The organism is Streptomyces actuosus (genome assembly GCF_016921115.1).
GTDB classification, from domain to species: Bacteria; Actinomycetota; Actinomycetes; order Streptomycetales; family Streptomycetaceae; genus Streptomyces; species Streptomyces actuosus_A.
Genome location: NZ_JAFFZS010000042.1, coordinates 1 through 25,832, shown reverse-complemented (window position 1 = coordinate 25,832; position 25,832 = coordinate 1). Strand labels below are relative to the sequence as shown.

Below are 25,832 nucleotides of genomic sequence, written 5' to 3'. Positions count from 1 at the left end.
GGACCGACGACGATCCGACGGAGAGGCAGCGATGCCCCAGCTCAACGCGACCGGTCCCGACTCCCACAACGAGGCCGTCCTCGCCGCGCGGCTCGCCCTGTCCGCGACGGCGACGGGCGGCGAGGCCATGTCCGACGTCGAGTTCTTCGCATGGCTGGACGAACGCCGGCCCCGGCACCGCCAGGAGGTACGCCGCACCACCTTCGCGGAGCTGTCCGGCTGGCACTTCGCCCCGGACACCGGCGATCTGGAACACCGCAGCGGGCGCTTCTTCGCGGTACGCGGCCTGCACGTGCGCACCGACTTCGGACCGGTCCCGGAGTGGGGCCAGCCGATCATCCGGCAGCCGGAAATAGGCATCCTCGGTCTCGCGGTGCGCGAGATCGACGGGATGCTGCACTGCCTGATGCAGGCGAAGGCGGAACCCGGCAACGTCAACGGGGTCCAGCTGTCGCCGACCGTGCAGGCGACCAAGAGCAACTACACGCGCGTGCACGGCGGTTCGGCCGTGCCCTACCTGGAGTGCTTCCGTGAGCCGTGGGCGCGCGGGCACCGGGTGCTGGCGGACGTGCTGCAGTCCGAGCAGGGGTCGTGGTTCTTCTGCAAGCGCAACCGCAACATGGTCGTCGAGGTGGGGCCCGAGGTGGAGGCCGGGGAGGACTTCTGCTGGCTGACGCTGCGACAGGTCAACATGCTGCTGCGGTACGAGAACCTGGTCAACATGGACGCCCGCACCGTACTGTCCTGCCTGCCGGACTGGCAGCACGGTCCCGGACCGTCCCGGGCCCTGCACTCCGACGTGGCGATCCGCAACTGGATCACCGGCCAGCAGAGCGAGCGTGAGGTCTGCGCGGAGCTGGTCCCGCTGCGGGAGATCGAGACGGAGGGCTGGCACGTCGGGGAGGACCGCATCGCGCACGAGCGGGGCCTGTACTTCAGCATCGTGCCCGTGGACGTGGCCTCCGACCGGCGGGAGGTGGCGTCCTGGTCGCAGCCGCTGCTGCAACCGCACGGCACGGGCGTGGTGGCGATGCTGGTCCGCATGATCGAGGGCGTGCCGCACTGCCTGGTGCACGCCCGCGTCGAGCCCGGCTATCTGGACGTCATCGAACTCGGCCCCACCGTGCAGTGCACCCCGGAGAACTACGCCCACCTGCCGGCCTCCGCCCGCCCCCGCTTCCTGGACCTGGTGGAACGGGCCCGGCCGGAACAGATCCTGTTCGACACCGTGCTGTCGGAGGAGGGCGGCCGGTTCCTCGACGCGCAGAACCGCTATCTGATCGTTCAGGCGGAGGGAGACGGGCCGGACCACGTCCCCGACGACTACCGGTGGACGACGCTCCGTCAGCTGGGCGAGCTGCTGAAGTACAGCCACTATGTGAACGTGCAGGCGCGGACCCTGGTCGTCGCCCTGCGCTCCGTCCCGGGCATCACCGCGGCCCTGCCGGCCGCCGCAGGAGTGCACGCGGTGCCCGCCGCCGGTTCCACGGGTGAGGGAGCCGAGCGTGCAGATCATCGGTGACGGCTTCCTCGCCCGCAACCTCGCCGAGGCGTTCGGCGACCGCTTCCCCGGCGTGACGGCGCTGGCCTGTGGCGTCTCCAGCACAGCCACCGCGGCGCCCGCCGAGTACGACCGCGAGGCGCAGGTCCTCTACGACGCGCTCGACGCGTGCGCGCGGCAGGGCCGGCGACTGCTGTTCTTCTCGACCGCGTCCTTCTCGATGTACGGCTTCACGGGCCAGGAGGCGGCCGAGAGCGACCCGGTGCGACCGCCGAACACGTACGGGCGGCACAAGCTGGCGCTGGAGAGCGTGGTGCGTTCCTCGGGCACCGATCATCTGATCCTGCGGCTGAGCCACGGGGTGGGCTGCCATCAGCGGCCGCACCAGTTCCTGCCCACCCTCGTCCGTCAGGTCGTCGCCGGAGAGGTGACGATCCATCAGGGTGCGCATCGGGACCTGCTGGACGTGCGGGACCTGCTGCATACGGTAGGACGTCTCCTGGCGGACGAGGTGAGCGGCGAGGTGCTGAACGTGGCCTCCGGGATCCCGCAGCCGGTGGAGTCGATCGTGGCGGCCATCGAGCGGCGGCTGGGCGCCGCGGCCCGCCGTACGGTACTGCCGGGTTCCTCCGCCGTCACCCGGGCGTCGTTGCGGCGGCTGCGCGGGTTCGTGCCGGACTTCCGGACCACCCCGGACGGGGACTACCTGGACACGCTGCTGGACGCATATCTCCCGTACTACACCGACCTGTCCCGGGCCTGACGACCCCGCCCGGACCGCGCCACTGCGAGAACCCCTAGACATATCCCCGGACCCCGCACCGGAGGTGGCTGCTCCGCCTAGCGTGAGCCACATGATCGAGCTTGCAGGAGTGACCAAGCGGTACGGCCGGAAGGTGGTGGTCGACGACCTCACCTTCTCGATCCGGGCCGGCTGCGTGACGGGCTTCCTCGGGCCCAACGGGGCGGGCAAGTCCACCACGATGCGGATGATGCTCGGCCTGGACCGCACGACCTCCGGCCGGATCCTGATCGACGGACAGCCGTACGCCCGGCTCAAGGAACCGCTGCGGCACGTGGGTGCCCTGCTGGACGCCAGGGCCATGCACGGCGGGCGCAGCGCCTACCAGAACCTCAGGTGCCTGGCGCTGAGCAACGACATACCACTCAGCCGGGTCGACGAGGTCCTGGAGCAGGTCGGGCTGGCCTCGGTCGCGCAGAAGCGGCCCAAGGGATTCTCCCTCGGCATGGGGCAGCGGCTGGGCATCGCGGCGGCGCTCCTCGGCGACCCGGAGATCGTGATGCTGGACGAGCCGGTCAACGGGCTCGACCCCGAAGGCATCCACTGGATCCGCACGCTCATGAAGCGGCTTGCTGCCGAGGGCCGTACGGTGTTCGTCTCCAGCCATCTGATGAGCGAGATGGCGCTGACCGCCGATCACCTCGTCGTCATCGGCCGGGGCCGGCTGCTCGCCGACACCGGCATGCGGGAGTTCATCGACCTCAACTCCCGCCCCTCGGTGCGCATCCGCACTCCCGAACCGGAGAAGCTGCGCGATGTGCTGGCCGCGGCCGGTATCACCGCCACCGAGAACGGCACGGGCACCTTCGAGGTGGCGGACGTGCCCACGGAACGGCTCGGCGAGCTGGCGCTGGAGCACCGCGTCCTGCTGCACGAGCTGAGCCCCCGTCACGCCTCTCTGGAGGAGGCGTTCATCGCGCTGACCGGTGAGGCCGCCGAATACCGCACCGGAACTCTCGCCGCGGGCGCTGCCCCGGTCGTGCCCGAGACCTCGCGAACGGAGTCCTGAACCATGTCCGCACCCGTCGCGGCCCTGCGCTCGGAATGGGCCAAGCTCACCACGGTCCGCTCCACCCCCTGGACGCTGTTCGCCGCGTTCGCCGTCACCGTCGTCTTCGGTACGCTCATCAGCGCCCTGTCCAACGCCCAGTTCGACAACCTGTCCCAGCAGGACAAGCTCGCTTTCGACGCCGCCGGGACCAGTTTCACCGGCGGTGTCCTCGGTCAGCTCGCCATGATCGCGTACGGGGTGATGGTGATCGGCGGCGAGTACGGCACCGGCATGATCCGCAATTCGCTGGCGGCGATGCCGCGCCGGGGCATCTTCTACTTCAGCAAACTCGCCGTGGCGACCGGCGCGGCCCTCGTCGTCGGCATGGTCACCAGTTTCGTCACCTTCTTCGCCGGTCAGGCCGCACTCGGTTCACACAGCACCACCATCGACGCCCACAACGTACTGCGGGCGACGCTGGGGGCCGGGCTCTACATGACGCTGATGGCCGTGTTCTCCATGGGCGTGGCCACGATGCTCCGCAGCTCCATGCTGTCGATGGGCATTCTCATGCCGTTCTTCTTCCTGGTGACACAGATCCTCGCCTCGGTCCCCGGAGCCAAGAAGGCCGCGCACTATCTGCCGGACCAGGCCGGTGAGGCGATGGCCCGCGTGGTGCGCAACTCCGATGTGCCCTATGGGCCGGGTGGCGGACTGGTCATCATGCTGCTGTGGGTGGCCGCCGCGGTGCTCGGCGGGTATCTGGTGCTGCGCGGCAGGGACGCCTGAACCCCGATGCGGCAGGCGGAAGTCTAGGAGATTGCCGGTGCTCCGCGCGGCACACTGGGCAGCAATTCCACGGCTCAGGGAGCAATTCATGACCGACATCAGGCCGGTTCAGGTGGCGGACGGGTTCTCCGTCGTCGTGCCGCAGACGGAGGGCGCGCTGTTCTCCGAGGTCGACTTCATCTACAACGAGATATTCGTCGAACGCGCCTATCTCAGGCACGGCATCCAGCTTTCCGGCTCCGCGCGCGTCGTGGACGCCGGTGCGAACGTGGGGCTGTTCTCTCTCTTCGTCAAGCAGGAGTTCCCGGACGCGAGGATCCTCGCGTTCGAGCCGATTCCCGCCATCCACCGGGCGCTGCTGGAGAACCTGGACGGTCACGGCGCGAAGGACGTGGAGGTGGTGCGGGCGGCGCTCGGCCGACAGGCCGAGGAACGGGTCCGGTTCACCTTCTACCCGGCGATCCCCGGCAACTCCACGCGGTACCCCGAGCAGAAGAAGGTCGGCCAGGAGCTGACCGTGGCGCAGATCGGCCAGGAGGCGGTGGACCGGTTCATGGCGGGCGTCGAGGTGGAGGCCGAGGTGCGCCGGCTGTCCGACGCCCTGCGCGCCTGGGCGCCCGAGGGCCCCGTCGACCTGCTGAAGATCGATGTGGAGGGCGCGGAACTGGAGGTCATGGAGGGCCTCGACACAGCGGACTGGCAGCGCGTGCGTCAGGCCGTCGTCGAGGTTCAGGACCTGGACGGCCGACTGGACGCGGTCCGTGGCATCCTCGACGCCCAGGGCTTCACCGTCACCGTGGAGAGCGCGGCGAACCTGCCGGAGGTCTTCCGCTACTCGATGGTGTACGCCCGGCGCGAGAACTGACGGTGCCGGCAGTGTGGCGCCCCGGCACCTGCTCGGTGCCGGGGCGCCGCACTGCCGGCACCGCTCAGGAGAGCGTGCTGCGCCTCGCCCAGTCCGGAACCTCCAGCACGGTCAGAACGGCCGAGGTGGACACCCAGCCGGACGCCGAGGTCGTCATCAGGACGTGGTCGCCGGGGGACACCATCCCGTTGAGAAGCAGGTGGTTGAGGGAGACCGCCATGTCGCAGGCCCCCATGTGGCCGTACTCCTTGCCGAACTCCCACGTCGAGCGGGACATCGGCAGACCCAGCGGCTGCATCTTCATCTGGTCGATCATCCGCGAGTCGCTGTTCGCGGCCACCACCCACCGCAGGTCGGACGCGTTCAGTCCGGCGTCCACCAGCGACCGGTGCACGATGTCCAGCTCGAAGTCCTTCATCATCTCCATGCACTTGTCGAGCGGCATCACGTGCTGGTTGAAGTAGGCAAGCAGTTCCATCGTGCCGGACGCCCTGCGCTGCTCCCCCCGGAACGGCAGCAGCGACTCCTCGCCACGATGCCACTGCTCCAGCTCGGGCAGAGTGCCGGAGTTCAGCGCGCGCAGCGCTGCGAACCCGCCCTCACCGCTGAGCAGGACGGCGGCGCCGCCGTCGCTGGCGGTGAAGCCGGTACCGAAGCCCGTCCAGCGGTCGATCAGCGGGCTGGTGAAGTTCTCCGCCGCGGTGACCAGCGCGGACTCCGCGCCGGCGGCACCTGTCAGCCGGCCCACGGCAACCTCGATGCCGGCCAGCAGGCCGTTGGAGTGCTGGCGCACATCGGTGCTCGGCACACCGCTCGCGCCGAGCTCGCGCAGCACGTAGCCGGGCGGGTAGAAGCCCTCGGGGCCGTGCTGCACGGCAGTGCAGTGGACGTGGAACTCGAGGTCCTGGACATCGAGGGCGGACCGGTGGAGCGCCTGCCGGGCGGCGAGGACCGCCATGTCCAGTGCGGGCAGGTCGTCCGCGATGTAGGCGGCGGTCAGGCCGGTGCCGTACTGGACGGAGTACTCGTCGTACAGCCCCTCCTCGACAGCCTGCTCGACGCTCACCCACCGGTCCGGGATGTACGCCCCGACCGTGTCGACATAGACGCCGTCCGTCTTCATGTGTGGTGGTTCTCCTTGGATGTCGTGGGCGTGCCGGGGCCGGGACGCGCGGCGCGTCACAGGCGCTGGAGTTCTTCCCTGAGGTGGGCGGCGAGCCGTCCGGGGGTGTCGACCTCGAACAGCAGGGCGGCGGGCAGGCGCAGCCCGGTGGTCTCGCGGAGCCGGTTGCGCAACGCGAAGGCGGTGAGCGAGTTCAGGCCGATGTCCCGGAAGGCCCGGGTGACATCGACGTCCTCGGGCGAGGGGTAGTCCAGGACCGCCGCGACGTCCGCGCGGACGAGGTCCATGAGAACGGTCTCCCGTTCCTCGTCCTCCAGCCCGGCCAGGCGGCGCCGGAGCGTGCTCAGGGCACTCGCGCTCCGCCGCTCCCCCGCCCGGCGGCGTGGCGGCGGCCCGGCGAGTGCGCGCAGGGGCGCGGGCAGGCTCGCGTCGTCGGGCCGGCCGGCCAGGGTGGCCGGGTCCGGGCGGAACAGGACGGCGGTCGGGACGTCGAGGGCGCACGCGGCGTCGAACAGCTCCAGGCCCGCCGACCGGGGAAGCGGTGCGGCACCCGCTGGGACGCCGCCGACCGTGCTGCCGCCGGCGTCCCAGCGGCCCCACGCCATCGACGCGCCCGGCAGGCCCTGCGCACGGCGGCGCAGGGCGAGCGCGTCGAGGAAGGCGCCGAGCGCGGCCTCGCCGCTGCGGCCGGGCGCGCCCAGGGTGCCGGCCGCGGTCGACAGCAGCAGCAGCGGCACGGGCGCGCCGGGGTCCTGCATTCCGGTCAGCTCGGCGAGGTGCTGGGCCGCACGCATCTCCCGTTCCAGCGTCTCCTGTTCGGCTTCGGCGCCCTCGCGCGGTTCGGGCAGCCGCGCCGCGTGCACGACGGCGGCCGTGGGCCGGCCGGCCGAAGCCCGGCGCAGCAGCGCGGTCACCGCGTCGCGGTCGGTGAGGTCGCAGTCCGTCAGGCTCACCTCGGCGCCCGCCGCGGTGAGCTCGGCCGCGAGCCGGGAGAGGGCCTCGGACCGTGCCGGGTCGGCCAGGAGCAGCCGGCGTACGCCGCGCTCGGCCGCCAGGTGGCGAGCCACGGCGGCCGCGGCCGGACGGGTGGCGCCGGTGACGAGGACGGTGTCCCCGGACCCGCTGAGCAGTCCGCCCTGTCCCACCCGCGTCGGCACGGCGGTCAGCCGCGGGACGCGCACGGCGCCGCGGACGACGGCCAGCTGCGGCTCCGGCAGTGACAGCGCGGCGGGCAGGGCGCGCCAGGAGGCGCGTGCGCCGTCCAGGTCGGCGAGGACCAGCCGGCCGGGGGCGACCAGGTGGAAGGAGCGGATCAGTCCCCAGACGGCTGCCGCCGCGACCTGCGGTCCCTCGGGCCCGTCCGCGGCGCTGAGCGCGCCACGGGTGAGGAGGACCAGCCGCATGTCGGCGAACCGCTCGTCCGCCAGCCACTCGGCGGCCAGCTCGGCTGTCTCGCGCACCGATTTGGCGATGTCGTCGGACACCGGCGGCAGACCGGTGAGCACGGCCTCGGGGGCGGGCACACCGGAGTCGAGGGCTTTGGCGAGGGCGGCGAGGCCGTCGTGGGCCTCGGTGTAGACGCCGGCCTTCATCAGAGCGGCGCGGGCGCCGAGCGCATCGGGGCCGACGAGCGCCCAGCGGGGCTTGGCCCGGGGCGTCTCGCCCCCGGCCTCCGGCCATTCCAGACGGAACAGCGGGCCGCCGCAGGCGGCGGTGAGCTGCGCGCGGTCCCCCGGGGCCAGGCGGATCGCGCCGACCGACACGACAGGCAGGCCCAGGTCGTCGGCGGCCTCGACGGAGACGGTGTCCGTGCCGGTCCGGGTCAGCCGGACCCGCAGCGCTGTGGCGCCCTCGGCGTACAGGGCCACCTGGTGCCACGAGTCGGGCACCGGCGAAGCGCCGAACCCGCTCTCCCCGGCGACCGGCAGCGCGCGCAGCGCCGTGTCCAGCAGCGCCGGGTGCAGCGCGTGATTCCCGCCTTCCTGGGTGTCGGTCAGCGCGACCTCTGCGAACAGGTCCTCGCCACGACGCCACAGTCCGCGCAACCCCTCGGGGGCGGGCAGCGCGTCGAGGACGACACGTTCGGCTTCGGCGGGCGGCCACAGTTCCAGGTCGAAGCAGGCCCGGGTCTCGCCGGTGCGCAGCACGGCGCGGGCGTTGAGGGCCCAGGCGGTGCCGGGCAGGGCGCCTGCGGGCCGGGAGTGGATCCGCAGGGGCCGTTCCCCCGACGCGCGGGGATCGCCTACGGTGATCCGCAGCCGGACTTCGTCCTCCTCGGGCACCACGAGAGCCGCCTGGGTGGTGAGTTCGGCGATGCGGTCGCACCCGACACGGTCCCCGGCCTGCACGGCGAGTTCCAGCAGGACCGTCCCGGGGACGGCGACCGGTCCCGTCGCCGCCGGGCCGGAACCGCACGGCAGGTTCGCCCGGGACAGGGTGCCGGTGAGCAGCAGGCCGCCGGGGTCGGGCAGTTCGACGCACGTGTCCAGCAGGGGGTGCCGGTGCTCGGGCCCGTCGGCCGTGGGCTCGGGCTGCTGCGCCATCCAGTATCGGCGGCAGGCGAAGGCGTAGGTGGGCAACGGCACGCGCCTCGCCCCGGTGGGGGCGAGTACCTCCTCCCAGTCGATCTCGACGCCCCGGACGTGCAGTCGGGCGAGGAGCGTCATGAGGTCCGGCCCGTCCGGGCCGCCGAGCGGCAGCAGATCCGCGTCCGCCTCGGTGCCCGGGGCCGTCGCCCCGACGACGATGATCGTCTTGTGCCCGCTGTCGACGAGCGTGTGCAGCGCGGCCGCGGTGTCGGTGGGCGGTTCGGTGAGAGAGGCGGCCCACTGGTCGGCCGCGGTCGCCCGGGCCGGGTGGAGCAGGCCGCCGGTCGCGGCGGAGGCGAGCGGCACCTCGGCGGCGTCGAAGCGGACCGGGGGCACCGCCGTGTCCGTCGCACCGCTGTGGTGGGCGGCAAGGCGGGCGCCGGTCTCCAGCGGGATCAGTCCGGCGGCGCAGGCGGCGGCGATCTCGCCGTACGACTGCCCGCCGACCGCCCCGGGTTCGACGCCAAAGGCGCGCAACTGGGCGGCGAGCGCGACGGCCACCGCCCAGCCGACCGGCCCGGCGATCTCCGGCCTGTCCTGCCAGCCTGGGGCGGTGCGGCCGGCCAGGAGGTCGGCAGGAGTCCAGTCGACCAGCGCGGACAGGGCACGCCCGCATGCCGTGAGGGTCTCGGCGAACACCGGGCAGGAGTCTGCCAGGGCCGCCGCGCCCGCGGTCCAGCGGGCGTCGGCGGGCGGGAAGGCCAGTGCGACGGACGGTGGGACGGTGCCGGTGCCGACGGTGCCGGTGACGACGGGGGCGGCGAGCCCGTCCTGCGGACGGGCCGGGGCGGCGGGTCCGAGGGCGGTGCCGTCTGCGAGTGCCGTCAGGGTGCGCAGGGCCTCGTCGTGGTCCGTGACGGTGAGCACCGCCCGGTGCTCCAGCGCGGACCGGGTGGTGGCCAGCGACAGGGCCGTGTCGAGGAGGCGGGGCGCCTGCGTGCCGGCGAGGAGGGTGTGCAGCCGGGCCGCCTGTCCCCGCAGCGCCTCGGGACTGCGGGCGGACAGCGGCAGGGGGATGCCTCCGGGGGGCATGCGGACCCCGGGCGGGGTGCCGTCGGCGCTCCGGGTGCCGACCGGGGCGTCGGTGCTGTGGACGGGGTGTTCCCCGGCCACGGGCGGCTCTTCGACGATCACGTGGGCGTTGGTGCCGCTGATGCCGAACGACGAGACAGCGGCCCGGCGGGGGCTCTCGCCCTGCGGCCAGGGCACGTCCTCGCGCAGCAGCTGCACCGCTCCGGCGGACCAGTCGACGTGGGAGGAGGGCCGGTCGGTGTGGAGGGTGCGGGGCAGCACGCCGTGCCGCATCGCCATGATCATCTTGATCACGCCGCCGACCCCCGACGCCGCCTGACTGTGCCCGATGTTGCCCTTCATCGACCCCAGCCACAGGGGCCGTTCGCGGCCCTGGCCGTAGGTGGCGACGACGGCCTGGGCCTCGATCGGGTCGCCGAGCGGGGTGCCCGTGCCGTGTGCCTCGACGGCGTCGACGTCGGCCGGCCGGAGCCCGGCGGAGGCCAGGACCTGGCGGATGAGTCGCTGTTGTGCGGGGCCGCTGGGTGCGGTGAGGCCGTTGGAGGCGCCGTCCTGGTTGACGCCGCTGCCCGCGATACGGGCGAGCACGGGGTGGCCGTGGCGCCGGGCGTCTGAGAGCCGTTCCAGCAGCAGCAGGCCCACGCCCTCTGCCCAGTTGGTGCCGTCGGCGTCCTCGGCGAAGGGCTTGCACCGGCCGTCCGCCGCGAGCGTGCGCTCCCGACTGAAGGCGACATAGGGGTCGGGCCGGGACATGACGGCGACGCCGCCGGCCAGCGCCAGGCCGCACTCGCCGGCGCGCAGGGCCTGTGCCGCCAGGTGCAGGGCGACCAGTGAGGAGGAGCAGGCGGTGTCCACCGCGACGGAGGGGCCCTCCAGGCCGAAGGCGTACGACATGCGGCCTGCGGCCACGTTGCCCGCGGTGCCCATCTGCATGCCGGACGCGTAGTCGTGGTAGGTCACGCCCGCGAACACGCCGGTGCGGCTGCCCTTGAGGGAGGCGACCGGAATCCCCGCGCGTTCGAACACCTCCCAGGCGGTCTGGAGCAGAAGCCGTTGCTGCGGGTCCATGGCGAGCGCCTCGCGGGGCGAGACGCCGAACAGTCCCGCGTCGAAGTCGCCCGCGTCGTGGAGGAATCCCGCCTCGCGGACGTAGGTGGTGCCCGGGCGGTCGGAGTCCGGGTCGTACAGGGCACCGAGGTCCCAGCCGCGATCTGCGGGGAAGGGCCCGAGGCCTTCGGCGCCGGAGGCGACCAGCCGCCACAGTGCCTCGGGTGAGTCCGCTCCGCCCGGGTAGCGGCAGCCCATGGCGACGATCACGACCGGGTCGTCGTCGGCCGCGCCGGCGGACGGCCGGACGGGGGCGTCGCCGGCGTCGGTGCGCCGGGTGGTGTCCACCCCGAGTTCGGCCGCGAGGTGGGCGATCAGGTCGGCCGGGGTCGGGTGGTCGTAGGCGAGGGTGGCGGGCAGGTGCAGTCCGGTCTCCTGCGCCAGCCGGTTGCGCAGGTTGACGGCGGCCAGCGAGTCGAACCCCAGCTGCTTGAACGGTTTGCCGGTGCTCACCGCCCCGCTCTCGTCGTATCCGAGGAGGGCGGCGACCTCGCCGGTGACCAGATCGGCCACGGCGCGCCGGCGCCGGGTGCGCGGCAGGGACGCAAGCCGCCGGGCGAATCCGCCGCCCCGCCCCTCGGTGGCGCCGGCGCCTCGGCGGACGGTGCCCCGCAGCAGCCCCCTGAGCAGCGGCGGCAGTGCACCGGCTTCGGCACGGGACCGCAGCACGGCGGGGTCGAGCCGCATCGCCAGCAGCAGCGCTCTGTCGGCGGCGGTGCCGGCGTCGAACAGGGACATGCCGTGCTCGGCGGAGAGGGCGATCACCCCCTGGGCCGACGTCCGGGCCGTGACGGTCGGATCGAGGCCGGCCGTCATCCCGCCCATCCGCTCCCAGGGCCCCCATGCCAGCGAGGTCATCGGCAGTCCGGTGGCCCTTCGGTGCTGGGCGAGAGCGTCCAGGAAGGTGTTGGCCGCGGCGTAGTTCGCCTGCCCGGGATTGCCCAGCAGACCGGCCGCGGAGGAGAACACCACGAACGCGGAGAGGCCGTGGTGACGGGTCAGCTCGTGCAGATGCACGGCTGCGGTCGCCTTGGCGGCGAAGACGCCGGCCAGGCGGTCCGGGGTGAGGGAGGTGAGCAGAGCGTCGTCGAGGACACCGGCGGTGTGCACGATCGCGCCGACCGGGTGCCCGGCCGGGACGGAGGCGAGCAGCGCGGCCAGCGCCGCCCGGTCGGAGACGTCGCACGCCTCGACCCGCACCTGAGCACCGAGCTCGGTCAGTTCCTCGCGCAGGGCGGTGGCACCCGCGGCGTCGGGGCCGGAGCGGCTGACCAGCAGCAGCCGCCGTACGCCGTGCGCCCTCACCAGGTGCCGGGCCGCGAGGGCGCCCAGCGCACCGGTGCCGCCGGTGATCAGGACCGTCCTGTCCGGGCCGAACGGAACGGCTTCCCCGGCGGGCCGACGTGCGCGGACGGCTCGGGGGGCGAGCAGTGTCCCCTCGCGCACGGCGAGTTGGGGCTCGTCGTGCCGGACGGCGGACGGGGGCAGGTGGCCCGGGGTGTCCTGGTCGACCAGGAGGAAGCGGCCCGGATGCTCGGACTGGGCGGTGCGCACCAAGCCCCAGACGGGGGCGTGGACGAGGTCGGGTACCGGGTCGTCGGGGCCGGCCGCGACGGCGTTCCGGGTGAGGACCACCAGCCGTGCGGCGTCGAGGCGTTCGTCGGCCAGCCACTCCTGGAGGGTGGTCAGCACGGCGGCCGTGGCGTCGCGGGCCGCGGCGGCGAGAGCCTCGCCGCCGTCGGCGGGGTGGGCGCCGGGAGCGAGGCCGTCCCGGGCCGTGCCGTCGGTCGCGTGGGAGGCTTCCCCATCGGCGGGTCCGAGGCTGAGGACGACGGTCGTCGGGGCGGTGGCTCCCTCGTCGAGCGCGGCGCGCAGGGCGTCGAGGTCGGGCAGGGCGCCGGCGGGAGTCCCGCTGCCGGTGAGGCGGGCGGCGAGGTCGGCGGCACCCGGGCCGAGTACCGTCCATGCCCCGGGTTCCGGGTGACCGCCGCCGGGGTCGGCGTCCGGGCCGGACACCGGCTGCCAGTGCAGGGCGTAGAGCCCGTCGACGGGGGTGTCGGTGGCGAGACCGGCCGCGGGAACACCGGTCAGGGTGAGGGAGTCGACGGTTGCGAGCGGCCGTCCCGCAGTGTCCGTCAGGGCGAGGGAGACCTGGTCGGTGCCCGCGCCGGAGATCCGCATCCGTGCGGCGCGCGCCCCGGTGGCGTGCAGGGTCACGCCCCGCCAGTCGAGGGGCAGCGGGACCTGCCCCGGGTCCGGCTCGGGCCCGGTTCCCACGGCCGCCTGGACGGCGGCGTCGAGCAGCACGGGGTGCAGTGCGAAGGCGCCGGCCTCCTCCTCGCGCGGCCCGTCCGGCAGGACCACGTCGGCGAACAGGTCACCGCCGCTGCGCCACAGCGCACGCACCGCGCGGAAGGCCGCGCCGCAGGAGTGGCCGCGCCGGGACAGCTCGACGTACAGGTCGTCGACGTCGACCGGTTCGGCCCGCTCGGGCGGCCACATCTCGGTGCCGGCCGGGCCGGGCGCGGGCCGGGCCTCGCCCGTGAGGGTGCCCTCGGCGTGGCAGCGCCAGGGCTGGTCGGTGGTGTCGTCCTCCGGCCGGGAGTGGACACTCACACGGCGCCGTCCCGTGTCGTCGGGCGCGCCCACCAGGATCTGCACGCGCACGGCGCCTCGCTCGGGCAGGGGCAGCGGGTCCCGGAGGGCCAGGCTCTCCAGGACGGTGCAACCGTCCTCGTCGCCTGCCCGGACCGCGAGTTCCACGAGGACGGACGCGGGCAGCAGCGCGGCGCCGGCCGTCTCCCGGTCGGCGAGCCAGGACAGGGACCGCGCGGAGAGGCGTCCGGTGAGCAGGACGCCTCCGGCGTCGGCGAGTTCGACGGCGGCGCCGAGCAGCGGGTGCCGGGCGGCTCCCAGCCCTGCCGCCCGGATGCCGGCGGCGCCGGAGGGGCCGGCGGGCAGCCAGGCGCGGCTCCGCTGGAAGGCGTAGGTCGGCAGCGGTTCCGCCGGTGCGGCCGGGCCGTCGGAACCGGTGACACGGCCGGCCCAGTCGACGGCCGCGCCCCGCGTGTGCAGGGCGGCGAGCGCGCTCTCGAAGGCGAGCGGCCCGGGCCGGTCCTTGTCCTGCGCGGGTACGACGAGTGGGCCGTCCTGGTCGGGCAGGCTCTCGGCCGCCAGGGCCGTCAGGGTGCCGTCGGGGCCGAGTTCCAGGCAGCGGGTGACGCCGAGTCCGGTCAGCGCGCCGACACCGTCGGCGAACCGGACGGCGTGCCGGACGTGCCGGACCCAGTACTCGGGGTCGGTCAGGTCCTCGGGGTCGGCCGGGCGGCCGGTGAGGTCGGAGACGACGGTCAGCCGCGGCGGGTGGAACTCCAGCGACTCCGCGATACGGCGGAAGTCCCGCAGCATCGGTTCCATGAGCGGCGAGTGGAAGGCGTGGCTGACACGCAGGGGGGTGACGCGGTCTCCCTGTGTCCTCACCCGTTCCGCGATCTCCTCGACGTCCGCGGCGGTGCCGGAGATCACGGTGGCACGCGGTCCGTTGACGGCGGCGACGCCCACACGGTCGGCACGCCCCTCCAGCAGGGGCAGCACCTCGGCCTCGGCACGTTGCAGGGAGCACATCGCGCCGTCGCGGGGCAACGCCTGCATCAGCCGCCCCCGGGCCACCACGAGGCGGCAGGCGTCGGACAGGGACCACACGCCCGCCACGTGGGCGGCGGCCAGCTCACCGACGGAGTGGCCGAGCAGGACGTCGGGGCGCACGCCGAAGGACTCCGCGAGCCGGAACAGGGCGACCTCGAGGGCGAACAGGGCCGGCTGCGCATACTCGGTGCGGTCGAGCACATCGGAGTCCGCGCCGAACACCACCTCGTGCAGCGGGCGTTCGAGAGCGGCGTCGGCTTCGGCGCACACCGCGTCGAAGGCGTCCGCGAACACCTCGTAGGTGTCGTACAGGTCCCTCCCCATGCCGGGGCGCTGGGATCCCTGTCCGGCGAAGAGGAAGGCGGTGCGCCCCGCCGTGCCGGCGGAGCCCGTGAGCAGGCCGGACCGCGCATGGCCGGCGGCCAGTGCGTCCAGGCCGCGCAGCAACTCCTCTCGGCCGGCGCCGAGGACGACGGCCCGCTCCTCGAACACGGACCGGGTGGTGAGCAGCGCGGCAGCGGTACGTGCGGGGTCGGCACCGGGCCGGGCGCGGACGAACGCGGCGAGCCTGCGGGCCTGCTCGCGCAACGCGGCGGAGGTCCGGCCCGTGATCACGCAGGGCACGGTCCCGGACGGCAGGCGCAGCGCCGCGGGCTCGGGGGCGGGCGCGTCGGGGTCGGCGGGCGGCTCGTCCGGGGCCCGTTCGAGGACGACGTGGGCGTTGGTGCCGGAGACACCGAACGCGGAGACTCCGGCCCGGCGCGGCCGGTCGCCCACCTCGGGCCAGTCGGTGTTCTCGTGCAGCAGTTCCAGGGCTCCGGCCGACCAGTCCACCCGCGAGGACGGCTCCTCGGCATGCAGGGTGCGCGGCAGGACGCCGTGCCGCATCGCCAGCACCATCTTGATCACACCCGCCACACCGGCCGCCGCCTGCGTGTGCCCGATGTTCGACTTCACCGACCCCAACCACAACGGCCGCTCACGCTCACGGTCCCGGCCGTAGGCGGCGATCAACGCCTGCGCCTCGATCGGATCACCCAGCCGCGTACCCGTGCCATGCGCCTCCACCGCATCCACATCACCCGGCGAAAGCCCCGCCGACGCCAACGCCGCACGAATGACCCGCTGCTGCGACGGACCGTTCGGCGCCGTCAACCCGTTCGACGCACCGTCCTGATTGACCGCACTGCCCCGCACCACCGCCCACACCCGATGCCCGTTGCGACGCGCATCCGACAACCGCTCCACCACCAGAACACCGACACCCTCACCCCACCCCGTACCGTCCGCACCCTCCGCGAACGCCTTGCACCGCCCGTCCGACGCCAACCCACGCTGCCGCGAGAACTCCACGAACGCACCCGGCGTCGACATCACCGTCACCCCACCCGCCAACGCCAGATCACACTCACCAGCCCGCAACGCCTGCACCGCCAGATGCAACGCCACCAACGACGACGAACACGCCGTGTCCACCGTCACCGCAGGCCCCTCCAGCCCCAACACGTACGACACCCGACCCGACAACACCGACGCGGTGATGCCGGTGGTCAGGTGGCCGTCGGACTCCTCGGGCCGGCCCAGCATGAGGGCGAGGTAGTCCTGGCCGTTGGTGCCCATGAACACGCCGGTCCGGCTGCCACGCAGGGTGCCCGGTTCGATGCCGGAGCGTTCCAGTGCCTCCCAGGACGTCTCCAGCAGCAGCCGCTGCTGGGGGTCCATGGTCATGGCCTCGCGCGGGGAGATGTCGAAGAACGTGGAGTCGAACAGGGGCGCGTCGTAGAGGAAGGCTCCCTGGCGGGCGTACGTGGTGCCGGTGCCGCCCGCCGGGTCGAGGACGCCGTCCAGGTCCCAGCCCCGGTCGGCGGGGAATCCGGCGACGGTGTCGCGGCCTTCGGCGAGCAGGTGCCAGAACTCCTCGGGGGTGTCCGCGCCGCCGGGGAAGCGGCAGCCGAGGCCGACGATCGCGACGGGTTCATGGCGGCTCGCTTCGGCGTCATGAAGGCGCTTGCGAGTCTGGCGGAGATCCGCCGTCACCCTTTTCAGGTAATCCCGCAGCTTCTCTTCATTGCTCGCCATCGTGCTCCACTTCCTCGCGAAAGCCGTGAACGGTGCCGTCGCCCGGGCCGGGGTCAGGAGATTCCGAGTTCCTTGTCGATCAGGTCGAACATCTCGTCGTCCGTCGCCGTGTCCAGTGCGGTGGCCGCGTCGTCCGTCTCGTCGCCGGGGTGGGTGTCGGTGCCGCTCCACACCGCCAGCAGGTGCCGCAGCTTGGCCGTGATCTCCTGGTGGGCTTCGCCGCTGGTCCTGTCTGCGACCTCGGCCTCTGCGGCGAGGGTCCGGGCCAGGCGGTCCAGGTCGGCGACGACTCCCGTCCCGGCGCCCGCGGTGCCGTCGGGTCCGGTGAGTTCGGCGTCCAGGTACCGGGCGACGTCCACCGGGGCCGGGTGGTCGAACACCAGGGTGGCGGGCAGGCGCAGCCCGGTGGCGGCGCCGAGCCGGTTGCGCAGTTCGACGGCGGTCAGGGAGTCGAAGCCGGCCTCGCGGAAGGGTCGGGCCGGGTCGACCGCGTCCGTACGAGCGTGGCCGAGGACCGCGGCCGCCTGTTCCCGCACCAGGTCGGCGAGGGCGGCGGACCGTGCGGCGGCGTCGAGTCCGGTGAGCCGCCCGCGCAGCGTGTCGGCGTCGGCCCGTGACCCGGCGTCCCGCAGCCCGGCCTCGGCCTCGGGGACGCCGGCCAGCAGGGCGGTGGGCCGGCCCGCCGCGAACGCGGGGGCGAATCGCGCCCAGTCGACCCGGGCCACGACCGCGGCCGGCCCGCCGCCGGCCGCCAGCCGTTCCATCGCCACCACCGCCAGTTCGGGGTCGAGGCCGGTCAGCCCCCGGCGGCGCAGGTACTCCTCGATACCACCGCCGGCGGCCATGCCGTCCTCCGCCCACGGCCCCCAGGCCACGGAGGTGGCGGGCAGCCCGGCTGCTCGGCGCCGTTCGGCGAGGGTGTCCAGGTAGGCGTTGGCCGCGGCGTAGTTGCCCTGGCCCGGCGAGCCGATGGCTCCGGCGAACGACGAGAACAGCACGAACGCCGACAGAGCGCGGTCCCTCGTCAGCTCGTCGAGGTGACGGGCGGCGACGGCCTTGGCCCGCAGCACGGCCGTGAACCGTTCGGGGGTGAGCGTGTCGATCAGTCCGTCGTCGAGCAGGCCCGCGGTGTGTACGACGGCGTCCACGGGGTGGCGGTGGAGCAGTGCCGCGAGGGCGTCGCGGTCGGCGGCGTCGCAGGCCTCGAACGTCACGCGGACGCCCTGTGCGGTCAGGTGGTCGCGGAGTTCGGGGGCGCCGGGGGCGTCGGGGCCGCGTCGGCTGAGGAGGACGAGGTGCTCGGCGCCGCGGGCGGCTGCCCAGCGGGCGACCCGGGCGCCGAGCGCGCCGGTGCCGCCCGTGATCAGGACGGTGCCCGAGGGGCACCAGCCGGCGCCGGGGCTCGCGGGGGTCGTGCGGGTGATCCGGCGCCCGAACACGCCGGTCGCCCGGATCGCCACCTGGTCCTCTCCGGCGCGGCCCGTGAGCACGCCGACCAGGCGGCCGACCGCGCGCCGGTCGACGACCGGGGGCAGGTCGACCAGACCGCCCCAGCGGTCCGGCTGCTCCAGCGCCGCGACCCGGCCGAGTCCCCACACGGCGCCCTGGGCGGGATCGGGCGCCCGGTCGGAGCGGTTGACCGAGACGGCGCCCTCCGTCAGCACCCACACCGGAGCGGTGATGCCGGTGTCGCCGCAGGCCTGGAGCAGTACGGCGGTGGCGGCGGGGCCGCCCGGGAGGCGGCCGGCGCCCCGGGAGCCGCCGTTGCCGGTGGTGCCGTGCGTGCCGGAGCCCGTGCCGTCGGAGCCGGCGGTCGCCTCGCCGTCGGTGCCCGCGGCGGTCGCGGGCTCGGTGCCCACGGCCCTCCCGCCGTCGGGGGCATCCTCGGGTTGCCGGTCGGCCAGGGCGAGGAAGGACAGCACGCCCGCGACCGGTTCGTCCCCGGCCGCCGCGGTCAGCAGCCTGCTCAGTTCCACCCGTCCGGTGCCGGGTTCCCAGGTGACCGGGACCGGCTCGGTGCCGCCCGCCGCCAGACCGTCCAGGACGGAGCTGCCGACCGCGTCGTCGTGCGCCCCGGCGGGCAGGACTGCCAGCCAGCGACCCGACAGGGCGCTTCCCGAGATCGTACCGAGCGGTTTCCAGTCGGCGCCGTACAGCCAGTCGTCGACGCGTGACTGCTCCTGCCGTCCGTGCCACCAGGTCCTCATCGCGGGCAGCAGCCCGTCCAGCGCTTCCTGCGGCACGCCGAGCGAGGCGGCCAGCGCCTGGGCGTCACCGCGTTCCACGGCGGTCCAGAACCCCACGTCCGCGCGATCGGCGCAGGCCGTGCCGGTCCGGCCTCCGGGCGCGGCTCCCTCCGGCCAGAACCGTTCGTGGGCGAAGGCGTAGGTGGGCAGGTCGACGACGGTCGCGCCGGTGGGGGAGAAGAAGGCGCTCCAGTCCATGTGCCCGCCGTGCAGGCGCAGTTCCGCCAGGGCCGAGAGCAGACTCACCGGTTCCGGGCGGTCTTTGCGCAGGAGGGGCGTCAGCAGGTGGCCGTGGCCGTCCAGCCCGGTGTGGGCGAGCGCGGTGAGCGTGCCGTCGGGGCCCAGTTCGAGGAACCGGCCGACGCCCTGTTCGTCCAGGCTGCGCACGGCGTCGGCGAACCGGACGGGGCGGCGCACGTGCTCCACCCAGTACTCGGCCGACGTCAGCTCCGCGGCGGTGGCCGGCTCGCCGGTCAGCGTGGAGACGACGGGGATGCGGGGCGTCGCGTAGGCGAGGCTCTCGGCCACGGCGCGGAAGTCGTCGAGCACGGGTTCCATCAGCGGGGAGTGGAAGGCATGGCTGACGCGCAGCACCGTGACCTTGCGTTCCTGGGCGCGGAAGCGGCCGGCCACCTCCTCGACGGCGTCGGCGGCACCGGACACCACCACGGACTGCGGGCCGTTGACCGCGGCGATGCCCACGTCCTCACCGAGGAGCGGCAGCACCTCGTCCTGCGAGGCCTGGACGGCGATCATGGCACCGCCCTCGGGCAGGGCCTGCATCAGGCGCCCGCGCGCCGCGACCAGCCGGCAGGCGTCCTCCAGTGACCAGACCCCGGCGACGTGTGCCGCGGCGATCTCGCCGATGGAGTGTCCCGCGAGCACGTCGGGCCGTACTCCCCAGGACTCCAGCAGCCGGAACAGGGCCACTTCGAGGGCGAACAGGGCGGGCTGGGCGTACTCGGTGCGGTGCAGCGCGTCCGCGTCGTCGCCGAAGACGACGTCCCGGAGGTCGAAGGGCAGTTCGGCCTGTACAGCGTCGATGGTGTCCGCGTAGACCGGGAACCGTTCGTACAGTTCCCGGCCCATGCCGAGGCGTTGCGCGCCCTGGCCCGCGAAGAGGAAGGCGAGCCGGCGGTCCGGGCGGCCGGGGGCACCGAGGAGGACGCCGGGGTCGCTCTCGCCCGCCGCGAGGGCCCGCAGACCGCGCAGCAGTTCGTCGCGGTCTGCCGCGAGGAGCACCGCGCGGTGGTCCATCCATGGCCGCAGTGTGGAGGACAGGCCCAGGTCTCTCAGCCGCAGGCCGGTGTCGGTGGCGACGCGGGCCCGCAGCCGTTCGGCCTGCCCGCGCAGGGATTCCTCCGAGGCCGCGGACAGCAGGACCGGCGTCACGGGCGATTCGGTCGTGCCGGCAGGTGGTTCGGCCGCCGTCTCGGTGCCGGGGGCCTGTTCGACGATGACATGTGCGTTGGTGCCGCTGATACCGAAGGACGACACGCCGGCCCGCCGTGGGCGGTTCCCGGACCGCGGCCACTCGACGTTCTCGGTGAGCAGGGCGATGTCACCGGCCGTCCAGTCGATGAACGGCGACGGCTCGTCGGCGTGCAGGGTCCGCGGCAGCAGCCCGTGCCGCATCGCCATCACCATCTTGATCACACCGCCGACGCCGGCCGCGGCCTGCGTGTGGCCGACGTTCGACTTCAAGGAGGCAAGCCACAGGGGGCGTTCGCGGTCCTGGCCGTAGGTGGCGAGGAGAGCCTGGGCCTCGATCGGGTCGCCGAGCGGGGTGCCCGTGCCGTGCGCCTCGACGGCGTCCACGTCGGCGGGCTTCAGCCCGGCGCCGGCCAGCGCCTGCCGGATCACCCGTTCCTGTGCGGGGCCGTTGGGCGCCGTGAGGCCGTTGCTGGCGCCGTCCTGGTTGACGGCGGAACCGGCGACGACGGCCAGCACACGGTGGCCGTTGCGGCGGGCGTCCGACAGCCGCTCCAGCACCAGCATGCCGATGCCCTCGGACCAGGCCGTGCCGTCGGCTCCGGCACCGAAGGACTTGCAGCGGCCGTCGGAGGCGAGGCCCCGCTGCTGGCTGAAGTCGACGAAGGTGTCCGGGGTGGACATCACCATCACCCCGCCGGTGAGGGCCAGATCGCACTCCCCGGCCCGCAGGGACTGGGCCGCCAGGTGGAGGGTGACCAGGGAGGACGAGCAGGCTGTGTCGACCGTCATCGCCGGGCCCTCCAGGCCGAAGGTGTAGGCGATGCGGCCGGAGTGGACACTGCTGGTGTTGCCGGTCAGCAGATAGCCGTCGGAGTCGTGCTCCGCCTCGCGCAGGCAGGAGTGGTAGTCCTGGCCCATGACGCCGGCGAACACCCCGGTGCGGCTGCCGCGGAGGGCTGTCGGGTCGATCCCGGCCCGTTCGAACACCTCCCAGGACACCTCCAGCAGCAGCCGCTGCTGGGGGTCCATGGCCAGGGCCTCGCGCGGTGAGATCCCGAACAGCCCGGCGTCGAAGGACGCGGCGTCGTAGAGGAAGCCGCCACGCCGGACGTAGGTCTTGCCGAGCCGGCCGGGCTCGGGATCGTAGAGGTCCTCCAGGTCCCAGCCGCGGTCGGCCGGGAAGTCACCGATCGCGTCGCCGCCCTCGGTGACCAGCCGCCACAGGTCCTCCGGCGACTCGACTCCGCCGGGATAGCGGCAGGCCATCCCGACGACGACCACAGGGTCGTCGTGCACGCCCTGCCGGGCGGGCAGTGCCTCGCCTCGTGTCCCGGCCGCCGCGTCGCCGGCGAGCGCGATCAGCAGGTGCCGGGCGAGCGCGGCGGGTGAGGGGTGGTCGAAGACCAGGGTCGCGGGCAGCCGCAGCCCGGTGGCGGCGTTGACGCGGTTGCGCAGCTCGACGGAGGTGAGGGAGTCGAAGCCGAGCGCCTTGAACGCCTGGCCGGGCGTGACGTCGTCGACCGAGGCGTGGCCGAGTACCTGCGCCACCAGGTCGCGGACCAGCTCCAGCAGGTGCGGTTCGCGTTCCGCGGCGGGCAGGACGGACAACCGCGCCCGCAGTGCGTCGCCACCGGCCCCGTGCCCGCCGGTGTGTGCGGCGCGCCGCCCCGGGCCGCGCACCAGGCCCCGCAGCAGCGCGGGAACGGCGGGCAGTTCGCGCAGGGCGCGGAAGTCCAGGTCGACCGGCAGGAGCAGCGCGCCCGGGGGGTTCCGCAGCACCGCGTCCAGGACGGCGAGGCCGTGGTCGACGGCGAGCGGGCGGACCCCGCCGCGGGCCATGCGCCGCAGATCGCTCGTGGCGAGCCCGCCGGTCATGCCCGCTCCGGGCTCCCACGGGCCCCAGGCGAGGGAGAGGGCGGGCAGTCCGAGCGTGCGGCGGCGCAGCGCGACGGCGTCCAGGTAGGCGTTGGCGGCCGCGTAGTTGGCCTGTCCGGCGCCGCCGAAGGCGCCGGAGACCGAGGAGAACAGCACGAACGCGGCCAGGTCCAGGTCGCGGGTGAGTAGGTCGAGGTGGTCGGCGGCGTCCGCCTTGGGGCGCAGCACTGTCCGCAGCCGTTCCTCGGTCAGCGATGCCACCACGCCGTCGTCGACGACGCCCGCCGTGTGGACGACCCCGGTCAGCGGGCGATCGGCGGGGACCGCGGCGAGCAGCGCCTCCAGCTGCGCGCGGTCAGCCACGTCGCAGGCGGCGACCGTCACCTCGGCGCCCAGTCCGGTCAGTTCCGCGGCGAGTTCGGCGGCCCCGGGCGCGTCCGGACCGCGCCGGCCCGCGAGCAGCAGGTGGCGTACGCCGTGCTCGGCGACCAGCCGCCGGGCGACGAGAGCGCCCAGGCCGCCGGTGCCGCCGGTGACGAGGACGGTGCCGTCGGCGAGACGGGCGCGGCGGGGAGACGAGGGCGGGACGGCGGCGTCCGCGGTGGCGGATGCGTCCGCCGTGGTGGCGGGGTCGTCGGTGTCCGTGGCCCCCGCCGGGGTGCCGGTGCCGGGGAGTGTGCTCGCGCCGGTGCCTCCGTCGACGGTGGCGCCGGTGCCCGTGGGGTCCGGAGTGGCGAGGGGTTCCGGGACGAGGCGCGGGACGAGCACGGTGCCCTCGCGCAGGGCGACCTCGGTCTCCTCCGTCGCTGCGCCGGGCCGGGTGAGCAGGGCGAGCAGCGCTTCCCGGGACTCTGGGGAGCCATCCAGGTCGGCCAGGGCCAGGCGGCCGGGATTCTCGGTCCGGGCCGAGCGCACCAGCCCCCACAGGGCGGCCTGTGCCGGATCCGGTTCCTCCTGCGCGTCCGCCACCACCGCGTCCCGCGTGACGACGACGAGACGGCTGTCGGTGAACTCGTCGGCCGCGAGCCATTCCTGTATGCGGGCGAGCGCGTCGGAAAGGACGGCGTACGCGGCGTCGGCGGCGTGCCCGAACGGGTCGGTCGCCGGGGGGCGGAGCGAGGGCAGCAGCACCGTCCGGGGCGCGGGGTCGCCGTCGTGCACGGCCCGTGTCAGCTCGGACCAGGTGCGGACCGGGAGCACGCCGGCGAGGGCGGCGGTCGCCTCGTCGTCCTCGCCGGCACGGTCCGCGAGGACGACCACGGCGCCCGTGTCCGGCACGGCTTCGCCGGCGGTGGTGCGCGCCGGAGGGGACACGGGGATCCAGTCGATCCGGTACGTGCCGGAAGGGGCCTCCGAGTACCGCTCGGCCGTCGGGCCGGACGGGATCTCGCGCAGGGTGAGCGACTCGACCGCGGCGACCGCGCGTCCGGCCGGGTCGGCCAGGTGGAGGGTGACCGCGCCGGTTCCCGCCGGGGCGATCCGCACGCGCAGGGCGCGTGCACCGGAGGCATACAGCGACAGCCCGTTCCAGGAGAAGGGCAGCCGTCCGGCACTTCCCGCCTCGCCGAGGGGACCGAACAGGACGGCGTGCAGGACGGCGTCCAGCAGGGCCGGGTGCACCGCGAACCTGCCGGCGAGCACCTCGTGCTCCTCCGTCAGCGCGACCTCGGCGAACACCTCGTCGCCGCGCCGCCACACCGCGCGCAGTCCCTGGAACACCGGTCCGTACGTCAGCCCGGCCGCCGCCAGGCGCTCGTAGGCGTCGTCGACGGGCCGGGGCTCCGCACCTGCAGGGGGCCACTGAGAGAGGTCGAAGGCAGGCGCGTCGTTGCCGCCTGCCGGGTCCCCTGCCGGAGCGAGCACCCCTTCGGCATGCAGGGTCCACGCCGTGTCGTCCGGGGCCTCGTCGGGACGCGAGTGCACCGCAACGGTGCGGTGCCCCGACGCGTCGGCGGCCCCGACGGTGACCTGCAGGCGGACGGTGCCGTGCTCCGGCACCACCAGCGGCACCGCGATCGTCAGGTCCTCGACCGTGTCGGCGCCCACCTCGGCGCCGGCCCGGAGCGCCAGTTCCGCCCAGCCGGTGCCCGGAAAGACGGCCGCGCCCAGGACGTCGTGGTCCCGCAGCCACGGGTGGGAGCGCACCGAGAGTCGTCCGGTGAGGACCGTTCCTCCGCCCGCCAGGGGGACGGCGGCTCCGAGAAGCGGGTGCCCGGCCGCCCCGAGCCCGGCGGCGGCCAGGTCGCCGGGGCGGTGCGAGGCCGACGGCCAGAACCGCTTCCGCCGGAAGGCGTACGTCGGCAGCTCGACCGGGCGGGCACCGGTGCCGGTGAACAGCACCCGCCAGTCCACGTCACCGCCGTGCGCGAACAGTCCGGCGACGGCGGCCAGCAGGGTCGCCGTTTCCTGCCTGTCCTTGCGCAGCGCGGGGATCAGCACCTCGGTCGTCGACCCGTTCAGGCACTCCTCCGCGAGAGCGGTGAGGGTACCGTCGGGGCCGAGTTCGAGGTAGCGCGTCACGTTCTGCGCGGCGAGGGCGCGTACGGCGCCCGCGTACCGCACGGTTTGCTGCACATGGCCGGTCCAGTACTCCGGAGACATCATCTCTTCGGCGGTCACGACCTCTCCGGTCACCGTGGAGACGAGGGGCATGCCGGGCCGCTCGTACGCCAGGCTGTCGGCCACGGCGCGGAAGTCGGCGAGCATGGGCTCCATCAGCGGCGAGTGGAAGGCATGGCTGACCCGCAGCGCGGTCACCTTGCGGTCCTGGGCGCGGAAGTGGGCCGCGACCTCCTCCACGGCCTCGGCCACGCCCGAGACGACCACCGCCCGCGGACCGTTCACCGCGGCAATACCCACCCGCACACCGTCCAGCAGCGGCAGCACCTCCTCCTCGGACGCCTGCACCGCCACCATCGCCCCACCCGCGGGCAACGCCTGCATCAACCGACCCCGCGCCACCACCAGACGACACGCGTCCTCAAGCGACCACACCCCCGCCACATACGCCGCAGCTATCTCACCGATCGAATGCCCCACCAGCACATCCGGCCGCACACCCCACGACTCCAGCAACCGGAACAACGCCACTTCCAACGCGAACAACGCAGGCTGCGCGAACTCCGTCCGATCCACACACTCGGCATCCCCACCGAACACGACCTCCGCCAGCCCGAACGGCAACTCGGCGTCCACCGCGTCGAAGGCAGCGGCGAACACCGGAAACGCGGCATACAACTCCCGCCCCATACCGACCCTCTGCCCACCCTGACCCGCGAAGAGGAAGGCCGTCCTGCCGGTCCGGGGGTCGGCGCCCTGGACCAGCCCCGGTGCTGCCTTGCCGTCGGCCAGTGCGCGCAGACGGCCGAGCAGTTCGTCCCGGTCGGCGGCGAGAACGACGGCGCGGTGCTCCAGAACCGTGCGGGTCGTGACGGACGCCAGAGCGATGTCGGGCACGCAGGCATCCTCCCCGGCGGAATTCTCCAGCCACGACCGCAGCCGCTCCGCCTGGGCACGCACGGCAGAGCCGTCGGCGCCCGAAAGGATCAGGGGCAGGACGACGGGGCCGGCTTCGGGGGCGGGCACGGGCACCGGGACGTCGGCGGACTCCTCCGGCGTTTCAGGGCCTTCTTCGAGGATGACGTGGGCGTTGGTGCCGCTGATGCCGAACGAGGACACACCCGCCCGACGCGGCCGGTCCTCCGCCCGCTCCCACGCGGTGTCCCGCGTCAGGAGCGCCACGTCCCCGGCCGTCC

Annotated in this window: 8 protein-coding genes; 5 read left to right on the top strand and 3 right to left on the bottom strand. The window is 74.1% G+C overall.

The features are described from left to right. Nucleotides 1-31: 31 nt before the first annotated feature. The 5 genes from JS756_RS31655 to JS756_RS31635 all read left to right on the top strand — a co-directional run bounded on the left by JS756_RS31655 (nucleotide 32) and on the right by JS756_RS31635 (nucleotide 4,948). Nucleotides 32-1,522, top strand: coding sequence for an NDP-hexose 2,3-dehydratase family protein (locus tag JS756_RS31655; RefSeq protein ID WP_205386707.1), 1,491 nt, complete (start codon nucleotides 32-34; stop codon nucleotides 1,520-1,522). Beyond that, a complete protein-coding gene (locus JS756_RS31650; RefSeq protein WP_205386706.1) occupies nucleotides 1,506-2,264 on the top strand; it encodes an NAD-dependent epimerase/dehydratase family protein in 759 nt (252 codons plus the stop codon). The genes JS756_RS31655 and JS756_RS31650 overlap by 17 nt, the downstream gene beginning before the upstream one ends. 91 nt (nucleotides 2,265-2,355) lie before the next feature. Beyond that, a complete protein-coding gene (locus JS756_RS31645) occupies nucleotides 2,356-3,312 on the top strand; it encodes an ATP-binding cassette domain-containing protein (RefSeq protein ID WP_205386705.1) in 957 nt (318 codons plus the stop codon). 3 nt (nucleotides 3,313-3,315) lie between these two features. Then, nucleotides 3,316-4,083 (top strand): ABC transporter permease, encoded by a 768-nt coding sequence (locus JS756_RS31640; RefSeq protein ID WP_205386704.1) that lies wholly within the window; start codon nucleotides 3,316-3,318, stop codon nucleotides 4,081-4,083. Between the two features lie 88 nt (nucleotides 4,084-4,171). Next, on the top strand, nucleotides 4,172-4,948 hold the full coding sequence (locus JS756_RS31635) for an FkbM family methyltransferase (RefSeq protein WP_205386703.1): 777 nt from the start codon (nucleotides 4,172-4,174) through the stop codon (nucleotides 4,946-4,948). Nucleotides 4,949-5,012: 64 nt separating this feature from the next. Here JS756_RS31635 and JS756_RS31630 read toward each other — a convergent pair whose 3' ends face one another. The 3 genes from JS756_RS31630 to JS756_RS31590 are packed head-to-tail and all read right to left on the bottom strand — an operon-like array spanning nucleotide 5,013 to nucleotide 25,818. Further along, complete coding sequence (locus JS756_RS31630) at nucleotides 5,013-6,071, bottom strand: ketoacyl-ACP synthase III family protein (RefSeq protein ID WP_205386702.1); 1,059 nt, start codon at nucleotides 6,069-6,071, stop codon at nucleotides 5,013-5,015. Nucleotides 6,072-6,127: 56 nt separating this feature from the next. Continuing rightward, nucleotides 6,128-16,522 carry a type I polyketide synthase gene (locus JS756_RS37685; RefSeq protein ID WP_275892761.1) on the bottom strand — a complete coding sequence of 3,465 codons (10,395 nt, stop codon included), beginning with the start codon at nucleotides 16,520-16,522 and terminating at the stop codon, nucleotides 6,128-6,130. A gap of 53 nt (nucleotides 16,523-16,575) precedes the next feature. Then, nucleotides 16,576-25,818: an SDR family NAD(P)-dependent oxidoreductase gene (locus tag JS756_RS31590; RefSeq protein ID WP_307791266.1), complete on the bottom strand. Its 9,243-nt coding sequence runs from the start codon at nucleotides 25,816-25,818 to the stop codon at nucleotides 16,576-16,578. Between the last annotated feature and the right edge of the window lie 14 nt (nucleotides 25,819-25,832).